Raw genomic sequence first — 22,919 nt, forward strand, 5'->3', positions numbered from 1 at the left:
CGTATGCACGGTCCATTCCACGTTGCCGACCGGCTGCTCTCGGACGACATGCTTCTTGCAGGAAAGGAGTTGGCAGATACGGCCCTTCGAAGGCCGTGAAAGGAGGGCCTGTCATGAAAGCTGTCGCAGAGCGGAGTCCGGGAGCGGTTTTCTCAGCAGTTTTTGTCTTTCTGCTCGCATGGATTGCGGTGCCGCAGGCTTTTGCGGCGAAGGATGACTGTTCCCAGCCTGTCAGCGGCGGCGACGGCCCCGTGACGAGCGACTGCCTTCATATCCTGTCGACCGCCGTCGGTTCCCAGATCTGCGAGACTTCCTGCGTGTGCGATGTCAACGGCAGTAATTCGATCACGTCGATTGACGCATTGATGTGCCTGCGGGCCGCCGTCGACCTCGAGGTCGACATGAATTGTCCATGCGGTGACACGACGACCACGACCATCACCACGACGACGACCACGACCATCGAAGTAACGACGACCACGACCACCACGACGACCACCACGCTGCCGGTGGCCGGCGTGATGAACGAGGCGTGCCCGGTCTGCCACGGCGATGGGCGGGTCATCGACGTCGCGTCGTATCACCCCGGCCTGCAGACGATTCCGGATATCAACGCCAGCATCGACAGTGTCGCGATCGTCGTGGACGACGTGGCCCACACCGCCAGGCTGACCGTCAACTTCACCGTGACCGATCCCGATGGCGATCCGATCCCGGACCTCGGCGCGCCTTCGCCGACGCAGGCCACGCGTTTCGCGTACCTGCGTTTCGCGCTGAGCGAGCTCGAGCCGGCCGAAGACCTGAGCGGTGATCCGGACAGCTGGGTCAGCTACACGACCGGCGACCGGACGCCCGCCAACCTGACCGACCACGGCGACGGCACCTACACGTACCTGCTCGCAACCAATCTCTACACCCTCTACATCCCGTCGCTGCGGCACCGGCTGCTGATGACTGTGTCGGGCGCAATCGTAGCGCAGTCGAAGAACGTGACGTACGACTTCGTGCCCGAGCAGCTGCCGGGTCCGTTCGTGTTCGACACCAGCCGCGACATCGTGACGACGACCGCGTGCAACAGCTGCCACGGCCGCCTCGGCAGCACTCTTGGCGATGCGAGCTTCCACGGCGGCAGCCGCTACACGACCGAGGCCTGCGCGACGTGCCACACGACGTCGCTGGTCGGCGGCAGCGCGGAGTTCGCGCCGATGGTGCACAAGATCCACGCGGCCCAGAACATCGAAGGGCTCGCGGATTTCTCCGAGGTCACGTACCCGCAGGACGTGCGCAACTGTGCCACGTGCCACGCCGGCACCGACGGCTCCAACTGGTACACGCGGCCGTCGCAGACGGCATGCGGCTCGTGCCACGCCGATGTCGATTTCGTAACCGGCGAGAATCACGACGGCGGTCCGCAGACCAATGCGGCGTGCGTCGACTGTCACTCCGAGGACGCCATCAAGGAAGTGCACGTCACCGACATTTCTACGCCGCATAACCCCGACGTTCCGGAAGGCGCGGTGAGCTTCGAGTACGTGCTCGAAGAAGTGACCGTGAACGACAGCAGGCAGGCGGTCGTACGCTTCCACATCAACGCCGACGGCGAGCCTGTCGATCTCAGCACCATCCCGCCTGCCGGATTCAGCGGCGGTCCGGGCTTCCTCGTCGCCTATGCGCTGCCGCAGGACGGCGTCGAAGTGCCGGTCGATTACAACAACCTCGGCCGCAGCGCAGGACAGCCGGCGACCGTCACGCTCGCAAGCCTGTCCGGCAAGCTGACCGGTACTCCCGAGAGCTACACCGCGGTGCTCGACGCCGCTCCGTTCCCGTCCGGCGCGACGATGCGCGCGGTCGCGCTGCAGGGCTACTTCACGCAGCTGATGGGCAATCCCGCCAGCACGACGGACGATCTCGCGCGCCACACGCCGTCGGTCGTCCAGCCGGTCACCGGCGATCCGGTGCGACGTCAGGTGGTCGAAGTGGCCAAGTGCCTCAACTGCCACGAGAGCCTCGAGCTGCACGGCGGCAATCGCGTCAACAACGTCCAGGTGTGCGTCACGTGCCACGACCCGAACCTGAGCAGCAGCGGTCGCACCGTGAACCCGGCCGACGTGACGCAGGAACAGAAGGATGCGCTCGCAGCGGCCGGCCACGACCCGAACGATCCGCTCAGCTGGCCGGAGACATCGATGCAGCTGAAGAACCTCGTGCACGGGCTGCACTCGTCCGGAATGCGCAACTTCGATTACGACTTCGTCCGCAATCGAAACGGCGCGTCGTACTTCAACTGGAGCGAAGTGACGTTCCCGGGCATCCTCAGCAACTGCGAAACCTGTCATTTGCCGGGGACGTACGGCGTCGACCTGCCGGACGGAGTACTGGTGAGCACGAACGTGACCACGAGCGGCCCGAATGCGACGAGGGCGAGCATCCTCGCGGCTCGTGACAGCGTGCCGAACGATACCGACGAGATCCTGAGCCCGACGGCCGGTCCGTGTTCGATGTGCCATGACAGCGTGCCGGCAGCGGCCCACATGGAACAGAACGGCGGCGTGATCGGCAAGACGCGCCTCGCTGCTCTGGGCAACTGAACGAACGCAGGGAACCTCGCAGCCATGAAGCGGCTGCGAGGTTCCCTGCGTCGATCCGCCGCGTCTTTCACCGTCGAAAGCGCTTCACCTGCAACTTTCTGCTTTGCGCGACGGTCGCGCATCAAAAAAGCATTGCCGATTTCGCGACAATAGAGACATCTCCCCGAGTTTGCTGAGGTCGCAACGCGTCAGCGCCTCGCATTGCGAAGCGTTTCGACCAACCATTCCGTTCCCAGTTTCAAAAAATTCCGGTGCGCAGGATCGCCCGGCGGGCGTGAAGCGCTTGTTCTACCGGCGCCACGGCTGTACCCGTCCTCCTCAAGCGCACGGCGGGGGAGGGGAACGGTGCGTATCTGCGGACTCATTGGTTCGCAGATCCCGCCTGTCGCTTCACCTAGGGAGGTTCCGATGCGCTCGAGACTGACGCTCTGCGTGCTATTTGCCGCCACGCTCTGGTATCCGCTGCAGGCTGCGGCTACCTGCGGAGACGGCATACTCGAACCGCTCAACGGTGAGCAGTGCGACGTACCCGGCGGCACCTTCTGCTGCATCGGCTGCCAGTTTCGAGGGTCGGAGACGCTGTGTCGCGCTGCGACCGGCGCCTGCGACGTCGAAGAATACTGCGCAGGCAACAGCACGGCGTGCCCGGCCAACAGCGTCAAGCCGAGCAGCACGATCTGTCGCGAGTCTCCGGGATCGGTCGCATCGCAGGTCGAATCCACACGCGGGCCGAGTGATCCGGACACCACCGGAACGGTCTCGGTCGGCGCGTCGTCGAGCTTCCAGTTCAAAATCGGAACCGGCGGCCTGCTGCGGACAGTTACCGCGGTGCCGTCGAGCTCGCTGCAGACGTTCGTCGACGACATCAATGCGCTGAAGAACAGCGCACCGCTTTACCAGAGGGTATCGGCCAACCTGTTCAATGCCGGGAGCAACTGCCAGGCCGATGCGCCGGGCAACAACTCCTGTCTGTCGAACTCGGATTGCTCGGCCAACGTCGACTGCGCCACCACGTACAAGGTCCTTCTGCTTGCCGAGACTCGCGGTGCGGACTCGATCATCGTCCAGACCGACCAGACGCAGCTCAAGTTCGCGACCCGCATCGCCGGCGCCGATGACCCCTGCAACGCGACCGAACGGTGCAACGGAACCAGCGCGAGCTGTCCCGCCGATTCGTTCCAGAATTCGTCGTTCGTCTGCCGTCCGTCCGCCGGCTCGTGCGACGTCCAGGAGAACTGTCCCGGCAACGCTTCGCTCCTCTGTCCGGCCGACACGGTCCTGGCGTCCACTACCGTGTGCCGATCGTCCGCCGGTGTCTGCGATCCGGCGGAGCTCTGCACGGGCAGTAACGGCGTTTGTCCGACCGATTCGAAGAGCACGGCGATCTGCCGGGCTTCGGGCGGCGGCTGTGATCCGGCCGAGGTATGCGACGGCATCGCCGATGCGTGTCCTGCAACTGCCCTCAGCAGCAACGGCACCGTGTGCCGTGCACCTGCGGGAGGCTGCGACGCCGCGGAAACCTGCGACGGCGCAAGCGTCGTGTGCCCGGCCGACGTCAACCTGCCCGCGAGCACGCTTTGCCGCGCCGATGTCGGCCAGTGCGACGTTGCCGACTTCTGCACCGGCACCACCAGGGATTGCCCGGCCGACAACTTCGAGCCCGACGGCACGACCTGCGACGACGCCGATGTCTGCACCGTCAACGACCAATGCATCGGCGGCGTCTGCGTCGTCGATCCCCAGCATTGCGGCGACGGCGTGCTGCAGCTGACCTGCACCGAGGAGTGCGACGACGGCAACGTCGACGACGTCGACGGATGCTCGTCGACGTGTGAGGCCGAGCCCGGGCTCGGCTGCCCGTACTTCCCGCTGTCCGGATGCCGCCAGTCGACGGTGCCGGGCAAGTCGCGAGTCGACATTCGCGACGAAGAGAAAATCAGCGGACTCAAGTTCCAGTGGCGCTGGAAAAAGGGAGCGGCGACTACCGAAGCTGACTTCGGCGATCCGCTCACCGATGCGCCGGCCGGAACCAGCTACACGCTGTGTCTGTACGATGCGGTCGGTCTGCTCGCGCAGGCCACCGCGCCTGCCGGCGGCGAATGCGGCGTCAAGGAACCGGGACCGTGCTGGACCGGGCGCCCGTCGCAGGGCTTCAACTATCTCGATTCCGACCAGTCGATCGAGCCGGACGGTGTCAAAAGCGTCGATCTCGTCGCGGGTCCGGATGGCAGGGCGTACATCGGGCTCAAGGCAGAAGGCGGACTGTTTCCGTTCCCGTCCAACGGCGGGTTCGGAGGCATCGGCGACCTGACCGGAATTGCATCGCCGCTCGTCGTGCAGCTCCAGAACACCAGCGGGCTCTGCTTCGAGGCAACCTACAGCGCGCCGTTCAAGCGGCAGCTTCCCACTCGCTTCCAGGCAAGGGCGAACTGACCGATGCGGCGCGCGATGGAAGCAGCCGCGAGTGCGGCGACGAATCGGATGGGGAACTTCACCGGAAACTCTGCCGGCAATTCTTCAATGAGGAACTCTGCGATGCGCAAGACGAGAACGATTCTTCAGCGATGGACGGTCGGCATGGTCGTCATGGCCATGGCCGTTGCCGGGCCTGCGGCCGCAGCGCCGGTCGATGATGCCAGGGCCCTGATCAACGCGATCGTCGCCACGGGCGATACCGAGCGTGCGTGGCAACTGACGCAGGTCGTGGATTCGATGTCGGAGGCCGAGCTCGAGACGTTCGCGAATTCCGGCATCCGCGAGCTGACGGGCCTGATGAACCAGCAACGCGAAGCAATCGAAGCGGCGCGCGACATCGGGTTCCGGCTGCCGGCCGAGCCCCCGTCGCCGGTCGTCAGAAACCACAACGACGATTTCCCGCTGTTCACCGACTACACGCCCGACTCGACTAGCTGTCCGAACTCGCCGGACCAGACCTCGATCGGAACCATCGTCGCGATCCGGTCGACGCTGGTCGGTGCGCAGGCCGCCTACAAGATCGCCAAGGCGCTCTACGACGACACCAATCCGGTCTGTCACCAGCTCGTCGTTGCAATCGGCGTCGGCAGCAACCCGCAGACAGCCGTGTGCATCGGCCTCGGCATTGCGGAGACGGTCGTGCACGTGGCCTTCGATGTCACGGCGAAAGCTCTCGAGCTGATCGATTTCTGCGACGACGAAGTCGACTACGCGAAGATCCGCGCGACCTTCCACGACCTCGAGTTCATTCACAATCAGCTGACCACGCACGATACGGACGAGAAGCTTCAGGTCACCACGCACGACGACGAGGAGCAGGCCTTGCTCGACGACCTGCTCGCGCGCCTCGCACGCATCGAGGGCAAGCTCGATCTTCTCATGAAGAGCCAGCTCGAGATTGCGATGGACCGCCGCGGCGGACGCTCACGTCCGAGTGTGTTCTACGAGGACCGGCTCGACGAGCTGTGCGGCTATGCGCAGGAAGCCGTCGACGATCTTCCCGACGTCTACCTGGTCGCCGACCAGTGCCAGGGGCTGATCAACGAAGGACTTTCTCTCAAACTGACGGACCCCAAGCTGGCAGCGGACACGTGTGTCGCGGCCTTCGTACGAGCCACCGCCGGCTCGTCGACGCTGCAGTAGCGTGAACGACATGATGCAGATGATGTCTCCGCGAACGATGGGTTCGAATACCGGTGATGTTCCGCAGAGGAATCCCAAGAGGAATCCCACGAGGAATCCAATGATCCGTAAAGTCCTGCGACGAACGACAGGGATGTTTCTTCTCACGCTTGCCGTATTGGCCGTAGCGCTGCCGCAAGCGGCTGTTGCGTCCGACCGCGACGAGACACTGGAGCTGGCCGATACCATCCGCGACCTCGGATATTCCGGCGAAGCCGCGCAGATCGAGCAGCTGGTGGCGGGAATGTCCGATTCCGAGCTCCAGCTTCTCGGGGATGCCGGCTTCTTCCAGATCTCTTCCAAGCTGAAAGCGTACCAGGTGGCGAAAGAGCGTGCGGACGCGCTCGAGTTCATCTCCGTCGAGCCCCAGGGCGCAAGCCAGCGTGCGATCCTGTCCGACTACGATCTGTCGACCTTCCCCGCGGCGGTCTATCCGCCGCAGGATTCGACCTGCGTCAACGCGGTCGGGACGGTCAGCACCGCGGCAGTCAAGGTCGGGCTCAAGGCTACCGTTTTCACGCTGAGGGAAGCGCTGACGGCCGCCGACGGTGCGCAGCGGGCGGCGATGGCCGGCTGCAACATCATCGTCATCGCGATCGGCATCGGCGGCAACGCCGCGTCGGCCTGCGTCGTCTCAGCCATCGTTCTCAGCGTGGCCGACGCTGCCCTGTCGGTCGGCGAAATCTTCATCGACAACCTGATCTTCTGCGACGAACAGGTGCATTTTGCGGAATCCGAAGCCTCCGCTGTTCGCGCGGAGTACCTGAGCCACCAGCTCGAGCTTCACGATCTCGAGCTCGGCGAGCAGATCGCCACGCACGACGTGGAAGTCCAGGCCAAGGTGCAGCAGGCGATCGCGCGCGCGGCCAGCATCGAAGGCAAGATCGATCTCGGCCTGAAGACCCAGCTCGAAGTCGCGATGGATCGCAAGACCGTCACGCGTCCGAGCATCTTCTACGAGGATCGGCTCGATGAGCTCTGCGATCTCGCGCAGGAGGCGATCGACGATCTGCCGGCCACCTACATCCTGGCAACGAGGGCGCAGACCCTCGTCAACGACGGAATGGCGTTCAAGATCACCGATCCGAAGCGCGCGGCCGACGAGTGCATTCGTGGATTCAGCATGGCAACCACGAAGTCGACCGAACACAACTAGGCGGCCGTAGCTCGCCGACTCGGGCTTCCTGGTGACGGGAGTGGATATCTCGAAGGCTGCCGTGCTGTCGCGAAGCGAAGCCGCGGCTTCGAGCGCGTCGTGGCGGAGCGCGGTTGCCGCCGGGCGCGGCTTCATCGCTTCGGGACTCTACGACAGCGTCTTCTTCCTGCTGGCACCGGTGATCGCGCTCGCGATCGTTGCCGTGGTCGCGGTGCTGCCGCCGGCGAAGGGGATTCCCGCTGTGTTCCGCGAGCCGGCCGGGCCGGCGATCTTCGTGATGCTGGTCCTTTCGCAGGCGCACGCGGTCGCGGTGTTCTTTCGAAGCCACGGCAATCGCGCGATCTTCGTGCGTCACCGCTTCGCATTCGTGGTCGTGCCGGTCCTCCTTTTTGCCGGGCTCATGACTTCGAACTGGGTGATGGCCGGTGCACTGGTGCTGGCTCCGTTCTGGGCCGTCTACCACCTCGGCATGCAGAGCTTCGGGCTCGGCCGCATGTACGACGTGCGCTGGGGCAACTCGCCGGAGACGGGCCGCACGCTGGACTACTGGCTGCAGCAGCTCTTCAACCTCGCGCCGTTCCTTGCCGGTTGGAGCCTTCTGCCGCACCTGCAGTCGCTGCGGATCTTCGAACGCGTCGGCTGGCATGCGCCGGCGGCGTGGCTCGATGCGCATCGTTCGATCGAGGGTGCGCTCGCCGGCGTGTTCCTCGTGGCCGGACCGGTCTTCCTCGCGTACTACGTTTATTCGTACCGCAGGTTCATGCAGCAGGGCTACAGGCTCTGCCCGCAGAAGGTCGTGCTGCTGGCGACGACGGGCGTCGTCTCGGTGGTTTCCTGGGGATTCCTCACGTCGTGGAAGGCGGTGTTCGTGATGAACCTTTTCCACAGCGTGCAGTATTTCGCGCTGGTCTGGTGGGCCGAGCGCAAGAACCTCGGCCGCGTGAGCCGCCTGCAGCGCGTCTCGTTCGGCACGCCGGTCCTGCTCGTCGCGTTCCTCGTGATCACGCTGTCGCTCGGAACTTTTCTCCAGGCGTACGGTCGCGACTACACGGTGATGCGCTGGACCGCGTCGCTCGCGCTCGTGATCTCGCTGATGCACTACTGGTACGATGGATTCGTGTGGTCGGTGCGGCGCCGCGAGGTCTGACGCCGGGTCCCGTGGTCGGTGAGGCGTCGCGACGTCTGACGCCCAGTCCCGTGAAGCGGCGGTCCGCGGTCCTCGACCGTTTGTTCGCAATCGATAGCCGATCGCTCGCGGCATTCCGCATCGGGATCGGCACGCTCGTGCTTGCCGACCTGTGGACGCGCTTCTCCGCAATCGAGCAGCACTACACGGACTCCGGCGTCCTGTCGCGGGAAGCCTATGCGCGCCTGTTGCAGGTCAGCGGATGGCAGTGGTCGATTCACTTCTGGACCGGAAGCGTCGCCGGGCAGTCCGCACTGTTTCTTCTGACGGCTGCGGCGGCGTGCGCGCTGATCGCGGGGTACCGGACGCGCGCGGCGTCGGTCGTGACGTGGGCGCTCGTCGTTTCGCTCCAGGTGCGCAACCCGATGGTGCTCTACGGCGCCGACCAGCTGCTGCGTCTGATGCTGTTCTGGTCGATATTCGTCCCGCTCGGTGCGGCGTGGTCGCTCGATCGTCGTCGAGCTGCCGTCGCGAACAGCGGGACGACCCGCACCCGGGAAATCGGTGTCTGTCCCCGATTTTTGTCGGCGGCGACGGCAGCGCTGCTGCTGCAGCCGTGCGTGATGTACGTGTTTGCGGGGCTGCTCAAGTCGAATCCGTCGTGGCACTCGGGCGATGCGCTCGCGTATGCGCTGTCCGCCGAGACGTACGTGACGCCGCTCGGCCGCGTGCTCGCCGGTTTTCCGGGGCTCGTATCGATGCTCGGCTCCGCCGTGCCGTGGATCGAGATCTTCGCGCCGGTGCTGCTTCTGATGCCGTGGAAGACGACGGCGGCGCGCAGGATTGCGCTTCCGCTGCTCGTCGCGTTCCACGCAGCGATGGGCTCGGCGCTGCGCACGGGACTGTTCCAGCCGGTCGTCGTCGTCGCGCTCGTTCCGTTCGTCCCGGCAGACGTCTGGGACCGCGTTGGGCTCGGCTGCGGCGATGCCGGCGACGCGGCAGGGAAACAGGCTGCGTCGCGGACGTCACGGTGGGACTCGGCGCTCGTGCAGGCCGTCGTCGCTCTGCTGTTCGTCTACGGCATCGCGTGGAACGTCGTCGGCCTTGGCGTCGAAGAGTATGCGGCGCAGCAGAACCTCGGCTGGATGCGCGAGTGGTGGAGCCAGGGCCGCACCGGCATCCCGTTGTCGTTCCGCGACTACGCGGTCGAACGAAGGATGGGCGGATTCGGCTGGATCGGTCGCGTCGCCGCGCTCTATCAGCGATGGGACATGTTCGAGCGCGTCGGACCGGAGATTCGCGGCTGGCCGGAAATCTCCGGCACGCTGACCGACGGGCAGAAGGTGAGCGTGCTCGATGATGGCGCTGCGCGCGGTGATCCGGGATCGCAATTCGCACCGCAGGAACCGCTCGCGTTCTATCCGGGCACGCGCTGGCTGGTCTACTTCACGTATCTGCGCACGTCGGGCACGCAGGCCGCAAGAGAGCTGCTGCCGGCAGTCGTCACGCGTGACTGGGAGCGGCGGCATCCGGGAAACAAGCTCGAGTCGCTGCAGGTGATGTTCGTTCAGCCATCCGCCGCTGCCGGCGACTCGACCGCAGTTGCGGGTTCGACGCCGGCGAAGATCGAGGTCTGGTACGACGGGCCGGCGAACGGGCGCGGGCCGTCGAAAGCACGCAAGCCCGTCTGAGCAAGGTGTCGCGCTGCGAGCGAACGCAGCGTGCACGGGTAAACAGCGAACGCAGCGTGCACGGGTAAACGGGTGGAACGACGAGCTGCGCGAAGGACGAGCTACGACGCGACCGGCCCGGCAGACCCGCTCGAAGCGTCCACCGGCTGCGAGATCAGCTTGCGATACTGCACCCACATCGCGGCGCGCCAGCGCAGGATCATTCCGTATGCGAGCAGGAAGAAGACCGACGCCGTCTGCATCGGATTGATGAACGTCCCGATGTAGGCGCGCGCGCTCAGCCGGATGACGACGAGGCCGAGCAGGATCCACAGGAACGCGCGGCCGCGGCTCAGCATCACGAGGTCGCCGGTACGCGTCAGCTCGGTCGTCCTGATCAGCGGATACGCGAGAAAGACCGCTCCCGAAACCAGCGCGCACAGTGCCCACGTGAAGGGGATGCGAAGCTGCGGCACCAGGAACATCGCAAGCCCGGTGCTCATGCCGAGCGGCGGGATGATGATCTTGCGCTCGGTGACCGGGCTGCGCGTTTCCTGGACACGCCATGCGAGGATGACCGCCGCGCCCACGACGGCGGCAACGGTTCCGATCAGCAGCTCGGGATGCATCAGCAATGGCTATGCGGCCGAAAGCGAGCGGCTGCAACCGAACGGGTACCGGATCGCTCTGTTCATGCGCCGACACGATGCGCTCGAGGCTCATTGCTTACTGCCCGGATCGGGCTAAGCTCGATGCCTATGCCGCGCCGGAGCCATGCGTTACGCCTCCTGGCGCTCGCCGTCGCGGCCGCAATCCTGCTGCCTCGCGACGGCTTCAGTCAGACAACCTCCGCTCTCAGCTTTCTGCGCGACGGCAAGTCCCGTTCGATCGAGCGCGCAGAGCTGGCGAAGCTTTGCGGCGTGAGAAAGATCTCGATCGAGGATCCTCACTATGGTCGCGTCAAGAATTATCTTGCGTGTCCGATGCTGGACGTCCTTCGGCAGGGATTCGCAATCACCGGCAGCGATCTCGCGGGCTTCGACGTCGTCTTTCGCGCCAGTGACGGCTACGCAAAGCCGAGCCCGGGTACGCTGCTGACCGAAGACGGAGGCTGGCTGACGTTTACCGATGCCGATCGCGGAACGCTCGAGAAACCGGCGTGGGATCCGATCGACCGCCGCCAGGTCGATCCCGCGCCATTCTACGTCGTGTGGTCCGGCGAGCCGCAGCGCGATACGCAGCGCTATCCGTGGCCTTACCAGCTGGTCGAGATCGAGCTGACGTCTCTCGAGAAAACCTACCCGCACATCGTGCCGAGCGGAGCGGCAGCCGGCTCACCGGCGAGGGCCGGCTACGACATCTTCAAGAGCGAGTGCATTGCCTGCCACTCGATCAACGGCGAAGGCGGAAAGGTCGGTCCCGACCTCAACGTTCCGCGCAGCATCGTCGAGTACCGCCCCGAAGCGCAGATCAAAGAGTACATCCGCAACCCGCTGAGCTTTCGTTACACGAGCATGCCCGCGCATGAACAGCTCAGCGCCGCGCAGCTCGACGCGCTGGTCGCGTACTTCCGCCAGATGAGCCTGAGCAAGCACGACCCCGGGAAGCCGCAGTGAGGAGCGATCGGATTCCAGGGCGCAACGCCGTCGCAGGCCGGCTCCTTTATCTCGGAGCGCGCCCGCTGGGCACGCAGCACGGCGAGTTCGTCGCGCACGTCGCACGCAATCTCGCGAGCGGCGCCGTCGCGTTCGCGATCACTCGCGGCGACTGTCGCTCGTCCGCGCCGCTGCTCGCGCGTGTTCACTCTTCGTGCGTTACCAGCGAGACCTTCGGAGGCTGCGACTGCGACTGCGTCGAGCAGCTCGATGCCGCGCTCGCGCAGATCGCTGCGGCCGGACGCGGTGTGGTCTTCTATCTGCTTCAGGAAGGGCGCGGCGCCGGCCTCGTGGCCAAGGCGCGCGACCGCATGATCGTGCAGGCCAGCGGCCACCGCATGACCACGTTCGAAGCGTACGCGCGCATGGGTCTCGACCACGACCTCCGCCGTTATGAAGAAGTCGGCGCGCTGTGCCGCCTGCTCGGCGTGCGTGCGCCGCTTACGATCCTGACCAACAACTCCGACAAGCTGTCTGCGCTCGAGGCCGAAGCCGGAGTCGAGATCGGCGGCTCGGAGGTGCTCGCGCGTCCGGCGTCGCCGTACAACCAGCATTACATCGGCTCGAAGTCGCGATCCGGCCATCAGCTCGAGGATCCGGTCGGACAGGCGCGGGCCGTGCTTCCCGAGCCCGTCACGGCGTTCGAGCCGCATCCGCTGCCGCAGGATCCGCGCTTCATCCTGGTCGCGTCGTACTTTCTGCCCGTACGGCCGGTCGATCGTGACCATGCCGTCGAGCCCGTGTGGTTCCGCCTTCACGTGTACTTCGACCAGGCCATCGGCGCGGAGCGCGTGGTGCTCACGTACGGAGACGCCGATTCGACCAGTCCGCTGGTCCGCATCCAGCGCGAGTCGCTGCTCGAACGATTTCCTCTCGCGAACGGCGGCACGAGCAAGCGGCTCTGGCATGCGTCGGTGCGCCAGATGGTTCGCCACGGCGCGGGCGTTGCGACGTTCGTGTCGCCCGACGGCTTCGACGCCGACCTCAGGGAAATGCCCGGCGACGCCGCGCCTTGTGCACGGCTTCTTTCTCATCACGTGCGCGGCGGGCAGATCTGTCCGATCGTGTTCGACGGCGAGCCGGATCCGGCCGACATCGCTGCGCTCGTGCAATCGGGCATCAACCGGGGCGAACCGTTCGTGGCGCGGCAGGCGAACGGCAGCGCGGATCATGAGCCTTATTCGGCCCGCGCACGCCTGACCTGACCTCCGATGAACAATCGGGGACAGACACCGATTTCCGGGCAGAAGCCGCCGGCTGACTCATCGCGCGGAGACTGGACCGCGGGATTCAAACTTCTCCAGGCCCGCAACGCAGCCATCCCGGAGCTTCTGCGCATCGCGCTCACGTCGCCGGTCGATGAAGAAAAGATTGTGCGCTCGATCGCTCGCGGAGGCGTCGTCACGACCGGCGCCGGAAGCTCGGGCGCGCATGCCCGCTTTCTGGCGAGCGTGCTCCGCGAGCTCGGCGTTGCGGCGCGCTTCGCACCGCTCAGCGCATTTCTGGAGGCGCCTTCGCGTGCGGCGGCGGATCAGACTCTGGTCGTGTTCTCGCAAGGTCTTTCGCCGAACGCGCGGCTCGCGCTCGAACACGCGCAGCGCTGGCATGCCGTGTGGCTGGCGACAGCTTCGGGAAGCGACGTCGACGGCGCCGAGGCTCCACCGGGCGGCGACGGCGATGCGCGTCGCCGCGCACTCGACGATGCCATCGCTGCCGGCGTACATCTGCTGACGTATCCTGGCGCCAATGAATACGGCACGCTGCTTCGCATCGTCGGGCCGATGCTCGGATACGCCGTGGCGCTGCACTTCGCCGCGGCTGCTGCAGGACGATCCGGTTCGAGCCTGCCGTGGCGCGCGGTTGCGGCAGACGAGATCTGCCGCGCCGTGGCTGCAGCGAGCGACAAGCTCCATGAGCACGCCGGTGATCTTGCCGCCTGCGAGCTCGAGGGTACCCTCATCCTGCTTGCCAGCGGCACGCACGGTGAGCGGCTCGAGAATCTTCGCCTCAAGTTCCTCGAAGGAACCCTGCGTCCCGCGCCACCGGTATGGGACGTGCTCGATGTGGCTCACGGACCGTACCAGCAGATGTTCGCCGGCCGCGCCACGCTGATCGCCCTCGCGCGCGCGGATGCCGGCAGCGAGAACGAGCTGCTCGCGCGCGTGTCGACGATGCTCGACCCGGATCGTCACCGCTTGATCCGCCTTCGCGCGGAGCTCCCGGGTCCGCTCGCGATCTTCGAGCACGAAGCGCTGATGAACGAGCTCCTTCTGCGCTACATCTGCGAACGGAGGATCGATCCGTGCGACTGGCCGGGCAGGGCAGCGGACGATCCGCTGTACGGCATCTCGGCGGATCGCATCGCGCCCGATGCATCGACGGAGCCGGCCTCAACGGCGAACGGCGCTGCGACCGGACGGACGGCCCGCCGCAACAGTCGACTGGAAGAGCTCACGTGGCCCGAGCTCGACAGCTTCCTCGCGGCCGGCGGTCGTACGGCGATCCTGCCGCTCGGATCGATCGAGCAGCACGGTCCGCATCTTCCGTTCGCGACCGATGCGTGGATCGCGGGCGAGCTCGCCCATCGCCTCGCATCGCGTCTGCCCGAGACGATCGAGCTTCCGGTGCTCGCTCTCGGCTGTGCGTCCGAGCATCTCGGCTTCCCGGGCACGCTCAGTCTTGGCGACGACACGCTTGCGAGCGTGCTTTGCGATCTGGCGGCATGCGTGGCGCGCCACGGGTTCGCGCGGTTGTTCGTATTCTCGGCGCACGGCGGCAACCGCGACGCGCTCGCGAACGCGCTTCCACGAATGCGCGCCGCTGCGGGCGGTCTGGAAATCCTCGCGGCGGCGGGGCTCGGCGCGTCGATGGAGCTGTTCCACGCCGAGAGCGCCCGCCACGCCGTCGGACCGGATGCGTCCGGGCATCACGCCGGCGAATTCGAGACGTCGATCGTCATGGCGATCGCGCCGCAGGCCGTGCGGGCTTCTCGAATCGCGCCCGGGCTTGCTGCCGGAGCCCGAGACCTCGACGGTGTCTTTTATCCGGACCTTCGCGCCAATTCGCCAAGCGGAACCGTCGGAGATCCGAGCGGCGCGTCGGGCTCGCGCGCCGAGGCGTATCTGGAAGCGTGGGTCGAAAGCCTTCTCGAGATCTATCGCCGCGACGTCAGCTGGAAGTAGACGAACGGCAGATACAGCGAGTAGTAGAGCTGGTTGGGAATCACCCGCAGCGCCCAGCCGGCGTCGAGCGCGAAGACCATGATGAGCACGTCCGCCGTCGCCCACAGCGCGTAGTAGACCGCGGCATAGCCCGCCACTGCCTGGATTCGCCGCCGCAGCACGCGGTCGCGGCGATGGAAGCGGCGCGGAATGCCTTTCCCACAAAGCCACATCGCGACGCCGAGAAACGATAGCTCGTACACGAGCCATATCGTCTCGCCCGGAAGATCCGCTCTTGCATGGTGCAGCGCCGTATCGACCGCGTACGCGAAGACCGGCACCACGAATGTCCACGCTGCCGACTCGGCGAGCGCACGCCCCGGCGTCCGTTCGGGCCGCGCGAGGTGCGCCATGAAAAAGATCAGCAGGTAAACGCGGAAGTCGCCGAGCAGCACGAAGGTCAGCAGAATCGCGGTGCCGAGCGGCGAGTCGCCGGCGCCGAGCCACTGCGTCAGCGGGCCCGTGGCGATCGGATCGAGAATCGTCTCCAGCGCGAAGGCTACGCTGTACGCGTAGAGGAAACGCCGCCACGCCTTGTCGCTTCGCGCGGACGCGCGCGCGCGACGCGACAGCAGCAGCCACGCGAGGAACACGAGCGGAACGACGCACAGCGCGTAGACGGACTGCAGATCGGATTTGTAGAAATCGTGGAAGGGGCTTGCCGACATTCAGCCTTCCGCGGCCCGATCGTCCGGCAAACGGCGTGGTGACGTCCTCACGCCGCCGCAACGTGCATCGCGCCCGGCATCGTCGACCGGAACATGACCGACGGCATGCTCGATCCGTTCGAAGATGCCAAGGCGATCGAGCACCGGGTCGAGCAGGCCGGCAGTAATGCTGAACGCCTGGCGGTGCGTCGAATGGTGCCGGTCATGATGCGCCGGCGACAGAATCAGCCTTGTCCGCTGCAGGCAGCGCACCGCTGCGGCGGGCCGTTCCTGATGCGCCCACTTGTGGATCTGGTTGGTCGCGAAGGTCGCGAGCGCGAAGGCGAACGCGAGGCTCTGACCGACGAGCGCCGGAACTTCTTCGCCGTCGGCCGGCTCGCCGAAAACGAGGACGGCGGCCACGAACGGCACGAGCGCGAGGCAGTTGTTTCCGTTGACCTCGAAGAAGCCGTGGCGCGTGATCGCACGCGGATCGACGTGGTGCTCGCGAAACGGATGGATGAACGCGCGGCCGATCAGCGGCGTATCGTCGCGAAAAAATGTGTCGCAGAACCAGTGGACGATGCCGGAGACGACGTCGGCTGCGAGATATCCGAGAAGGGCTCCCGCGCACATCAGGAGCAGCTGCGGCGTCTCCCACGGCACGGACCAGAGCCGCGTCGCGAGCGCGCCTGCAACGGCCACGAATGCGGCGACCGAAGCTACCTCGAGCAGGCGGATCGGCAGTGGTCGATCGGAAGCCATTGCGCGCTGTCAAAGTATGGAAAGCCGTGCGGGATCGCGAGCGCTGCGCCGACGCTCCGTGCGAAGATCAAAATTCCGGACAGCACTTGAATCGCGCGCGGCACGCCCGCAGACTCGACGCATGTCGGGCAGGGGCCTTACCAAGATCGCCATCGGCTTTGTCGTGCGCCGCTGCACGCTCGCACTCGGGCATTCACCGAGCGCACACGAGTTCAGCCAGTGGGCGAACACGGCCGGCGAGTTCGGCGGCGCACTGTTTGGCCGGCCCGTGACGGTCCAGGAAGCCGAAGTGATCCTTCGTCATCAGGCGCGCCCGGTGACTTCGCGCACGGCGCGGCCTTACGAGTCCGCAACCGACGGCGAGCTTCCCGCGGAGCTGCGTGCTTCCGACGACGTCCGCGACAAGGTCGTCGATTTTGCGGCGATTCGCGCCCGCCGGGCGCGCTAGCTCCTGCCAGCGACACGCAGGCGCCCTTCGGGCGCGCTGGCTCACGCCGCGTGCAGTCGCACCGGCAGGTGCGAGTAGCCGCGGACGAAGTTCGACCTCACCCGCACGGGCTCGCCGGTCACTTCGACGCGCGAGAAGCGCTTCATGATTTCCTCCCACAGCACCCGCAGCTGAAGGCGGCCGAGATGCGCGCCGAGACAGAAATGGATGCCGGTGCCGAACGAGAGCTGCTCGCGGGCATTCGCACGGTCGATCTGGAAACTGTTGCCGTCGGGGAACACCGCTTCGTCGCGGTTGGCCGACAGGTACCACAGCACGACCTTCTCTCCCTGCCGGAATCTGGCGCCGCCATACTCCACGTCGCGCGTTACGGTTCGTCGCATGTACGCGAGCGGCGTCTGCCAGCGGATGATCTCGTCGACCATGTTCGGGATCAGATCGAGGTTTGTGCGCAGCTTGTCGTACTCCGCGGGGTATTCGTTGAGCGCGAGCACTCCGCCGGTCATCGAGTTGCGTGTCGTGTCGTTGCCGCCGACGATCAGAAGCACGATGTTGCCGAGGAGCTCGTACGGACGCGTATTCATGTCGGCCGTTGCCGGCGCATGCGCGAGCATCGAGAGCAGGTCGAAGTCCGGTGCGGCGGCGGCCCGGTCGTCCCAGATCGCGAGGAATGTGTTCAGGCACTCGGTAAGCTCGGCCTCGCGCTGCTCCCACGAATCGATGATGCCGTCGCCCGGAACCGCGGTCGTCACATCCGACCAGCGTGTCAGCTTGCGGCGGTCTTCGAACGGGAACCGAAACAGCGTGGCCAGCATCTGCGTCGTCAGCTCGATGGAAACCCGGTCGACCCAGTCGAACTCCCTGCCGATTGGAAGCGAATCGAGCACTGCACCCGCACGCTGGCGGATGAGGTCCTCCATCTGCCGGACCTGGTTCGGCGAAACGCTCGGTCGCACGGCCTTGCGCTGCACCGTGTGTCGCGGCGGATCCATGTTGATGAAACTGCTGAGGTCCATCATCTCGTCGCTGCGACCCTCGATGCCGTCGAACAGCACGATATTCGGCTCGGACGAGAAATGTTCCCAGTCGAGCTCGATTGCCTTGATGTCATCGAATCGCGTGATCGACCAGTACGGTCCGAACTCGCTGTCCGGGCAGTAGTGAATGGGCGCCTCGCGTCGCAGGCGCTCGAAGTACGGCAGCACCGTATCGGTAAGGAAGAGGTCGCGGTCGGCCGGGTTCAGCGTAGCGAGCGGTTTCTCCTCGACCTGTTGCCTGGCCTGGTTCACTGCGCTGGCATGGCTCTCGAAAATTTCAGCAAGTCCCATCGGTGGCTCCTCGATGACGCACGGCGACGACAAGTGTGCGGGGCATTGGTCCTGTACGGTCAACTGTCCGCGTAGCCTAAAGGACGGCTCGGGTCCAGTGTGAAACAGTCGGGGTGCCGGTCGCGGCGCCGCTCGAGCGCTCGCTACGGCGCACAGCGGCGAGACGCCGCGTCGCGCAATTCGATCCAGCGGCGGATCGCAACCGGCGGCGTCGTGAACACGCAGCGGTCGAGGCCGGGGTGCGCCAGCATTCGGGCGAGATTGCGCCGGAACCACGCCTGCCGCCGGCGTGAGCAGAAGTCGCCGGTGCGCAGCACGATGACGAGCGGTTCCTCGCTCCGGCGCGCGAGCTCGTGCTCGAGGTGCGGCGCGACCAGCGCCGGCCACGATCCGAGGTTCGGATTGACGCTCGCCCTGGCGATTAGTGGCCTGTACCACACCGGCTGCCATCGAGGAGCGGACGTCGTGAGCGGCACGATCCATGGACCGGCCGCGCCATCGCGCTGAAATGGAACCCGCGGTGCGTTGCGCGTGTCCGGCAACATCCCGCTCGCGAGGCGGTCGCGCAGCGGAGGCTCCGCCGGCCGTCCCGGCTCCAGACTGAGATCGTAGCGGATTCCCCGCGCCGCGAGCGCACGCATCGCCGTATCGTTGAGCCAGCGATCGCCGAAGCGGGATGCTTCGGGCCGACGATCGAAGACCGACGCGAAGGTCGCGACCGCCGTGTCGAGGCAGTGCTCCATCCATGCGTCGCTGAAGTCGTTGAACCAGTCGCGCGCGTGCGGATGCCATCGCCACAGATGCGGATGAATCCCGGCGTAGTCGCCGTGCGACGCGATCGTGCCGAGCAGATCGGGCGCGACCGCGAGCGCGTGATCGGCGCGACCCCACGTCTGTTCGATCTGCGGATCGAATCGGAAGAACCAGTTGATGACGACCGGCGTCGCGGTCCGCTTCTCGAGCTCTCGCCGCGCTGCCTCGATGAGCGGTAACGCCTCGCGCGTGCCTTCCCACCCACCACGTACGCCGCACACCGGCTTTCGCGCGTCCGGTTCGACGTCGATCAGCCAGAGAACGCAGCGAGGATATGGAAGCGCGGGCAAGCTGGCCTTGCTTACGTTCCGCACGGCGCCGACTCCACAGGTCTACGAAGACGTTACGCGGCTTTGTTACGGATCGGGCTGATATTCGTAGTGCCAGGGTTCGTTCGGGTTCTCGAGAGGACCGGTAAACCTGCTGCTGGCCGCATGGACCGCCTGTGACAGCTTTTCTGACCAGCCCTGATCTTGCCAGACTGCGGCGACGGTCGAAGATCTGGTATCGGCGATGGTGCGTCCGGCCTTGTCGAGGATCTGAAAGTCGTATGCGCGCCCTCGTCCGTGCAGCGACAGGCCCGGCGCCATCACGGTGGTCCGGCGCGACGGCCGCCAGCCGTTCAGGAAATCGCGGAAGCGCCTGACGGAAGCCTCGTCCGGCTCTGCTGCGTACGATCTGTCGGCCAGCGTTGCCAGTGCGTGCGCCCGCAGCTCGGCGGCTGCGCTCCCCACGGAGCTCTCCGTCTGCCAGAGCAACAGCTGTTCTTCGATGCTGCGAGAGCGTGTATTCGCGCGCAGAAGATATCCCGGATTGTCGGTCGAGAAGCGGGTGGTAATTTTTTCGATTTCGGCCAGCGCCTGCGTGTACTCCGTCGATCGTTCGTAGGCTTTGATCTCTTCGTTCGTCCAGCTCCAGCGCTCGGCGATCGGGCTTCGCGCACGCAGATAGTAGGTCATCGCGAGGTAGCGCCGGTCCTTGTCGGTGATCTTCGACAACGCATCGAGCTGATCGACGCCGAGGAACGCCGACGCGGCGAGCATGTAGGCGTCGAGCTGCTGCGCGCGGTCGGTGTCAGCGGCGGATTGCGGTGGAGTGCTGGCGGATGGCGCTGGAGTGCTGGCGGCGCGGGCAGCGGCAGCAGGAGGCTCGGCTGCGTAGCTCGGGACTGTCAGGGCGAAAAGAACGCAGCCTGCCGCGGCGATGCGGGAAATGCGGGATCCGGCATTTCGCCCTCGGCCACGGAATTCTTCGGATTCATCGATAGAGCGAGACTCCCTCGATCTGCGTCGTCGTGCGCCAGTCGACGCCGAACATGTCGAGCAGGGTCGGCGTGATCGACGTGACGTAGACGTTCGGCACGGCGTCTTCGGCCGGCATCGGCTCGTCGAGGCATTGCTGGGGCGACTCGCAGGACGCGCAGTAGTCGTCGGCGGTGCGTACTGGAACCTGGTCGGTGTGCAGCGTGACGTTGTGCGCGCCCAGCCACGTATTGAAGACGACGCGGCCGGCGCCGCGGGCATGCTGTACGCGATGGAAGCCATGATCGGTCGTCACCAGGATCGCTGCGTCACCCCAGCCGTAATGCCGGAGCATCTCCATCAGCATGTAGAGCTTGCGATCGGTTTCGGTGATGACTCGGCGATACGCGCGCGAGTCGGCGCCGCTTCGATGCCCGGTCCAGTCGGTCGTTTTGAAATGGAGGAACATGAAGAAGTAGGTCTCGCCGAGGCCCATCTCCAGTTCGTCCTGCTTCCATTTTTCGAAGCTTCTCTCGGCGTGACGAAGCGGCCCGGGGTTCATTCCGTCGCCGTTGCCGTGTCCGGTCGCGACCTGCAGCGCACCGCTGCGCCGCGCCCAGTTGTCGATTGCCCGGCCGACGTATTTCCTGTCGCTCGACTGATGCGTGCGCAGGATGGTTCCGTCGCGCTCTCCGAATTCGTTCGGCGGATCGAAGGCGTCCATGAGAATCTCGTAGATCGTGATCCCCGGAGCGATCGGCCCTTTGGTCTCGTTGCCGACGAGCCCGTGCGTCTCGGTATTGAGGCCGGTCAGCATCGACGTATGCTGCGGCTTTGTCATCGTCGTGCCGTCGTTGGTGGTGTGACTCGCGATCATCTGGAACGGCGCGTATGCGGGCGACCCTTCGGGCGCATCGAACGGCACTGCGCCGCCGAGAGCCGGCAGGCACGTGTAGACGGCATTGCCTTGCGCATCACTGCGTCCGGTCGCGACCGGGAACACGTCGCCGCCGTCCCAGCACGGCTGCAAAGGATCGCTGCGCTCGAGCAGGTCGAAAAGCACGTCGCGACGTACGCCGTCCCAGCTGACGAGCACTGCACGATGATAGTCGCCCCACGGCGACATCTGCGCGAATGCTGCGACAGGAATCAGCAACGCCGCCAGTATGAAAAAAGGGGACAGGTACATTTAAAAAACCGCTGCAAATTCAGCTGAGCCAACTATGAGAAGTGGCTGACGATGTTGTCAATGCGGTAAGCCGGGCCAAACCCCGCGGGCGAGTCGGAAAGCTCATTCGCTCGCCGGCTCCGACGCCGCGCGCGCACGCCGAGGCATTCCGTGATCAGTACGGCGCGTTTTTCAGCGTAGCCGACGCAGCGGCGGAGATGCGTCATCGCGGCGTTCGCCGGGGCGTCGGCATCATCTGCGGGCCAGCGCGGTTTTTTTTGCATCGGCTGTCGGATTGAACCACTGCGGTTCGTCCTCGGATCAAAACCTCGCAGGAGCGTCGCCATGTCGTCACACACCATTCGTCTTCACCGCGTTCTCCGTACTACGCCCGAGAAGCTCTACCGCGCGTTCCTCGATGCCGACGCGCTGTGCAAGTGGCTCCCGCCGAACGGCTTCACGGCCAGGATGCATGAGCAGGACCCGAAAGTCGGCGGCACGTTCCGCATGTCGTTCACGAACTTCACGACCGGACACAGCCATTCGTTCGGCGGGACATATCTGGAGCTCGATCCGGGCGGACGCATTCGCTACACGGATCGCTTCGACGACCCGAATCTTCCCGGCGAGATGACGGTCACCGCGACGCTGAAACAGGTGTCGTGCGGTACCGAGCTCAGCGTCACGCAGGAAGGAGTTCCGGCCGTGATTCCGGAAGAGGCCTGCTATCTCGGCTGGCAGGATTCGCTCGACCAGCTCCAGAGGCTCGTCGAGCCGGAGATTCCCGATTGAGCGCAACATCCGCCTCCCAATCGATCGACGGCAAGATCAACGAGCTCGGCGACTGGCGCGGAAAGACGCTCGCCGACGTGCGCCGGATCATCCACGACGCTGACCCGCAGATCGTGGAAGAATGGAAGTGGAGGGGAACTCCGGTCTGGTCTCACGACGGCATCGTCTGCACGGGAGAGACGTACAAGAGCGTCGTCAAGATGACGTTCGCAAACGGAGCGGCGCTCGAGGACCCTTGCGGTCTTTTCAACTCGAGCCTCGACGGCAACGTGCGGCGCGCGATCGACATTCACGAAGGCGACGCGATCGATGAGACCGCGTTGAAGGACCTGATCCGTGCGGCCGTGGCTCTCAATCGCGAGCGCAAGAGCCGGCCGAAGGCCCGGCGGGCGGGCAAGCCGGCAGCGGAATAGGTCTTCCCTGTATCCTTTGATTGCTGGCGGAGAGCCCTGTCGGCAGCGACGAGGCGAAGTGGACGACGCCGAAGTGCGGCTTGGTTCCCCCACCTGCGCGCCGCCCAGGCTGGTCACGGAAATTCCGGATCGCCACGGCCTCCCGCTTGGCGACGCTCAACCTGCCGTAATTACGGGTAAAAGTGCCTCCCGCACTCATGGGTTACAAGAATGTCAGTAAAAGTCCTATAC

At 65.6% G+C, this 22,919-nt stretch carries 20 protein-coding genes; 12 read left to right on the forward strand and 8 right to left on the reverse strand.

Features of this window, described 5'->3' with window-relative positions:
* Positions 1 to 113 precede the first annotated feature (113 nt).
* The 6 genes from VN634_19405 (at position 114) to VN634_19430 (ending at position 10,218) form a co-directional block, all read left to right on the forward strand.
* On the forward strand, positions 114 to 2,588 hold the full coding sequence (locus VN634_19405; GenBank protein HXC53063.1) for an OmcA/MtrC family decaheme c-type cytochrome: 2,475 nt from the start codon (positions 114 to 116) through the stop codon (positions 2,586 to 2,588).
* 408 nt (positions 2,589 to 2,996) lie between these two features.
* A complete protein-coding gene (locus VN634_19410) occupies positions 2,997 to 5,021 on the forward strand; it encodes a hypothetical protein (protein HXC53064.1) in 2,025 nt (674 codons plus the stop codon).
* 102 nt (positions 5,022 to 5,123) lie between these two features.
* Positions 5,124 to 6,206 (forward strand): hypothetical protein, encoded by a 1,083-nt coding sequence (locus tag VN634_19415; GenBank protein ID HXC53065.1) that lies wholly within the window; start codon positions 5,124 to 5,126, stop codon positions 6,204 to 6,206.
* Positions 6,207 to 6,306: 100 nt separating this feature from the next.
* Positions 6,307 to 7,401: a hypothetical protein gene (locus VN634_19420; protein ID HXC53066.1), complete on the forward strand. Its 1,095-nt coding sequence runs from the start codon at positions 6,307 to 6,309 to the stop codon at positions 7,399 to 7,401.
* 40 nt (positions 7,402 to 7,441) lie between these two features.
* The gene (locus VN634_19425) at positions 7,442 to 8,548 is read left to right on the forward strand and encodes a hypothetical protein (protein ID HXC53067.1); all 1,107 of its coding nucleotides are present in this window, start codon (positions 7,442 to 7,444) and stop codon (positions 8,546 to 8,548) included.
* A 50-nt stretch (positions 8,549 to 8,598) separates the two neighbouring features.
* Complete coding sequence (locus tag VN634_19430; protein HXC53068.1) at positions 8,599 to 10,218, forward strand: HTTM domain-containing protein; 1,620 nt, start codon at positions 8,599 to 8,601, stop codon at positions 10,216 to 10,218.
* Between the two features lie 101 nt (positions 10,219 to 10,319).
* Here VN634_19430 and VN634_19435 read toward each other — a convergent pair whose 3' ends face one another.
* Positions 10,320 to 10,826 (reverse strand): cytochrome c biogenesis protein CcdC, encoded by a 507-nt coding sequence (locus tag VN634_19435; GenBank protein HXC53069.1) that lies wholly within the window; start codon positions 10,824 to 10,826, stop codon positions 10,320 to 10,322.
* A 291-nt stretch (positions 10,827 to 11,117) separates the two neighbouring features.
* On the opposite strand from VN634_19435, the gene VN634_19440 reads away from it, so the two are divergent.
* The 3 genes from VN634_19440 to VN634_19450 are packed head-to-tail and all read left to right on the forward strand — an operon-like array spanning position 11,118 to position 15,034.
* Entirely contained in the window at positions 11,118 to 11,813 is a 696-nt protein-coding gene (locus tag VN634_19440; GenBank protein HXC53070.1) for a cytochrome c, read from the forward strand.
* Positions 11,810 to 13,057, forward strand: coding sequence for a hypothetical protein (locus tag VN634_19445; GenBank protein ID HXC53071.1), 1,248 nt, complete (start codon positions 11,810 to 11,812; stop codon positions 13,055 to 13,057). The genes VN634_19440 and VN634_19445 overlap by 4 nt, the downstream gene beginning before the upstream one ends.
* Positions 13,058 to 13,063: 6 nt before the next feature.
* Positions 13,064 to 15,034, forward strand: coding sequence for a creatininase family protein (locus tag VN634_19450; GenBank protein ID HXC53072.1), 1,971 nt, complete (start codon positions 13,064 to 13,066; stop codon positions 15,032 to 15,034).
* Here VN634_19450 and VN634_19455 read toward each other — a convergent pair.
* Positions 15,007 to 15,741, reverse strand: a complete 735-nt coding sequence (locus VN634_19455; GenBank protein HXC53073.1) for a hypothetical protein — start codon at positions 15,739 to 15,741, stop codon at positions 15,007 to 15,009. The genes VN634_19450 and VN634_19455 overlap by 28 nt on opposite strands.
* A complete protein-coding gene (locus tag VN634_19460) occupies positions 15,742 to 16,485 on the reverse strand; it encodes a fatty acid desaturase CarF family protein (GenBank protein HXC53074.1) in 744 nt (247 codons plus the stop codon).
* A 121-nt stretch (positions 16,486 to 16,606) separates the two neighbouring features.
* On the opposite strand from VN634_19460, the gene VN634_19465 reads away from it, so the two are divergent.
* Positions 16,607 to 16,933, forward strand: coding sequence for a hypothetical protein (locus tag VN634_19465; protein HXC53075.1), 327 nt, complete (start codon positions 16,607 to 16,609; stop codon positions 16,931 to 16,933).
* Positions 16,934 to 16,974: 41 nt separating this feature from the next.
* Here the strand turns inward: VN634_19465 and VN634_19470 are convergent, their stop codons facing one another.
* The 5 genes from VN634_19470 to VN634_19490 form a co-directional block, all read right to left on the reverse strand.
* Complete coding sequence (locus VN634_19470; protein HXC53076.1) at positions 16,975 to 18,261, reverse strand: cytochrome P450; 1,287 nt, start codon at positions 18,259 to 18,261, stop codon at positions 16,975 to 16,977.
* Between the two features lie 143 nt (positions 18,262 to 18,404).
* Complete coding sequence (locus tag VN634_19475; GenBank protein HXC53077.1) at positions 18,405 to 19,364, reverse strand: hypothetical protein; 960 nt, start codon at positions 19,362 to 19,364, stop codon at positions 18,405 to 18,407.
* A 66-nt stretch (positions 19,365 to 19,430) separates the two neighbouring features.
* The gene (locus tag VN634_19480; GenBank protein ID HXC53078.1) at positions 19,431 to 20,117 is read right to left on the reverse strand and encodes a hypothetical protein; all 687 of its coding nucleotides are present in this window, start codon (positions 20,115 to 20,117) and stop codon (positions 19,431 to 19,433) included.
* Between the two features lie 214 nt (positions 20,118 to 20,331).
* Positions 20,332 to 21,504: an alkaline phosphatase family protein gene (locus VN634_19485; GenBank protein ID HXC53079.1), complete on the reverse strand. Its 1,173-nt coding sequence runs from the start codon at positions 21,502 to 21,504 to the stop codon at positions 20,332 to 20,334.
* A 32-nt stretch (positions 21,505 to 21,536) separates the two neighbouring features.
* A complete protein-coding gene (locus VN634_19490; protein HXC53080.1) occupies positions 21,537 to 21,830 on the reverse strand; it encodes a hypothetical protein in 294 nt (97 codons plus the stop codon).
* Here VN634_19490 and VN634_19495 point away from each other — a divergent pair.
* Both VN634_19495 and VN634_19500 read left to right on the forward strand, forming a co-directional pair.
* Complete coding sequence (locus VN634_19495; GenBank protein HXC53081.1) at positions 21,829 to 22,275, forward strand: SRPBCC family protein; 447 nt, start codon at positions 21,829 to 21,831, stop codon at positions 22,273 to 22,275. The genes VN634_19490 and VN634_19495 overlap by 2 nt on opposite strands.
* On the forward strand, positions 22,272 to 22,688 hold the full coding sequence (locus VN634_19500; protein ID HXC53082.1) for a DUF1801 domain-containing protein: 417 nt from the start codon (positions 22,272 to 22,274) through the stop codon (positions 22,686 to 22,688). Before VN634_19495 ends, VN634_19500 begins: the two co-directional genes overlap by 4 nt.
* Positions 22,689 to 22,919 lie beyond the last annotated feature (231 nt).

The organism is Candidatus Limnocylindrales bacterium, from assembly GCA_035571835.1.
In the GTDB taxonomy this organism is placed as follows: Bacteria; Desulfobacterota; Binatia; order UBA1149; family CAITLU01; genus DATNBU01.

Excerpts from the sequence above, each read along its gene's own strand:
- VN634_19405 (HXC53063.1), top strand. The coding sequence starts at position 114 with ATGAAAGCTGTCGCAGAGCGGAGTCCGGGAGCGGTTTTCTCAGCAGTT.
- VN634_19410 (HXC53064.1), top strand. The coding sequence starts at position 2,997 with ATGCGCTCGAGACTGACGCTCTGCGTGCTATTTGCCGCCACGCTCTGG.
- VN634_19415 (HXC53065.1), top strand. The coding sequence starts at position 5,124 with ATGCGCAAGACGAGAACGATTCTTCAGCGATGGACGGTCGGCATGGTC.
- VN634_19420 (HXC53066.1), top strand. The coding sequence starts at position 6,307 with ATGATCCGTAAAGTCCTGCGACGAACGACAGGGATGTTTCTTCTCACG.
- VN634_19435 (HXC53069.1), bottom strand. The coding sequence starts at position 10,826 with ATGCATCCCGAGCTGCTGATCGGAACCGTTGCCGCCGTCGTGGGCGCG.
- VN634_19450 (HXC53072.1), top strand. The coding sequence starts at position 13,064 with ATGAACAATCGGGGACAGACACCGATTTCCGGGCAGAAGCCGCCGGCT.
- VN634_19455 (HXC53073.1), bottom strand. The coding sequence starts at position 15,741 with ATGTCGGCAAGCCCCTTCCACGATTTCTACAAATCCGATCTGCAGTCC.
- VN634_19460 (HXC53074.1), bottom strand. The coding sequence starts at position 16,485 with ATGGCTTCCGATCGACCACTGCCGATCCGCCTGCTCGAGGTAGCTTCG.
- VN634_19465 (HXC53075.1), top strand. The coding sequence starts at position 16,607 with ATGTCGGGCAGGGGCCTTACCAAGATCGCCATCGGCTTTGTCGTGCGC.
- VN634_19470 (HXC53076.1), bottom strand. The coding sequence starts at position 18,261 with ATGGGACTTGCTGAAATTTTCGAGAGCCATGCCAGCGCAGTGAACCAG.
- VN634_19480 (HXC53078.1), bottom strand. The coding sequence starts at position 20,117 with ATGCTCGCCGCGTCGGCGTTCCTCGGCGTCGATCAGCTCGATGCGTTG.
- VN634_19485 (HXC53079.1), bottom strand. The coding sequence starts at position 21,504 with ATGTACCTGTCCCCTTTTTTCATACTGGCGGCGTTGCTGATTCCTGTC.
- VN634_19495 (HXC53081.1), top strand. The coding sequence starts at position 21,829 with ATGTCGTCACACACCATTCGTCTTCACCGCGTTCTCCGTACTACGCCC.
- VN634_19490 (HXC53080.1), bottom strand. The coding sequence starts at position 21,830 with ATGGCGACGCTCCTGCGAGGTTTTGATCCGAGGACGAACCGCAGTGGT.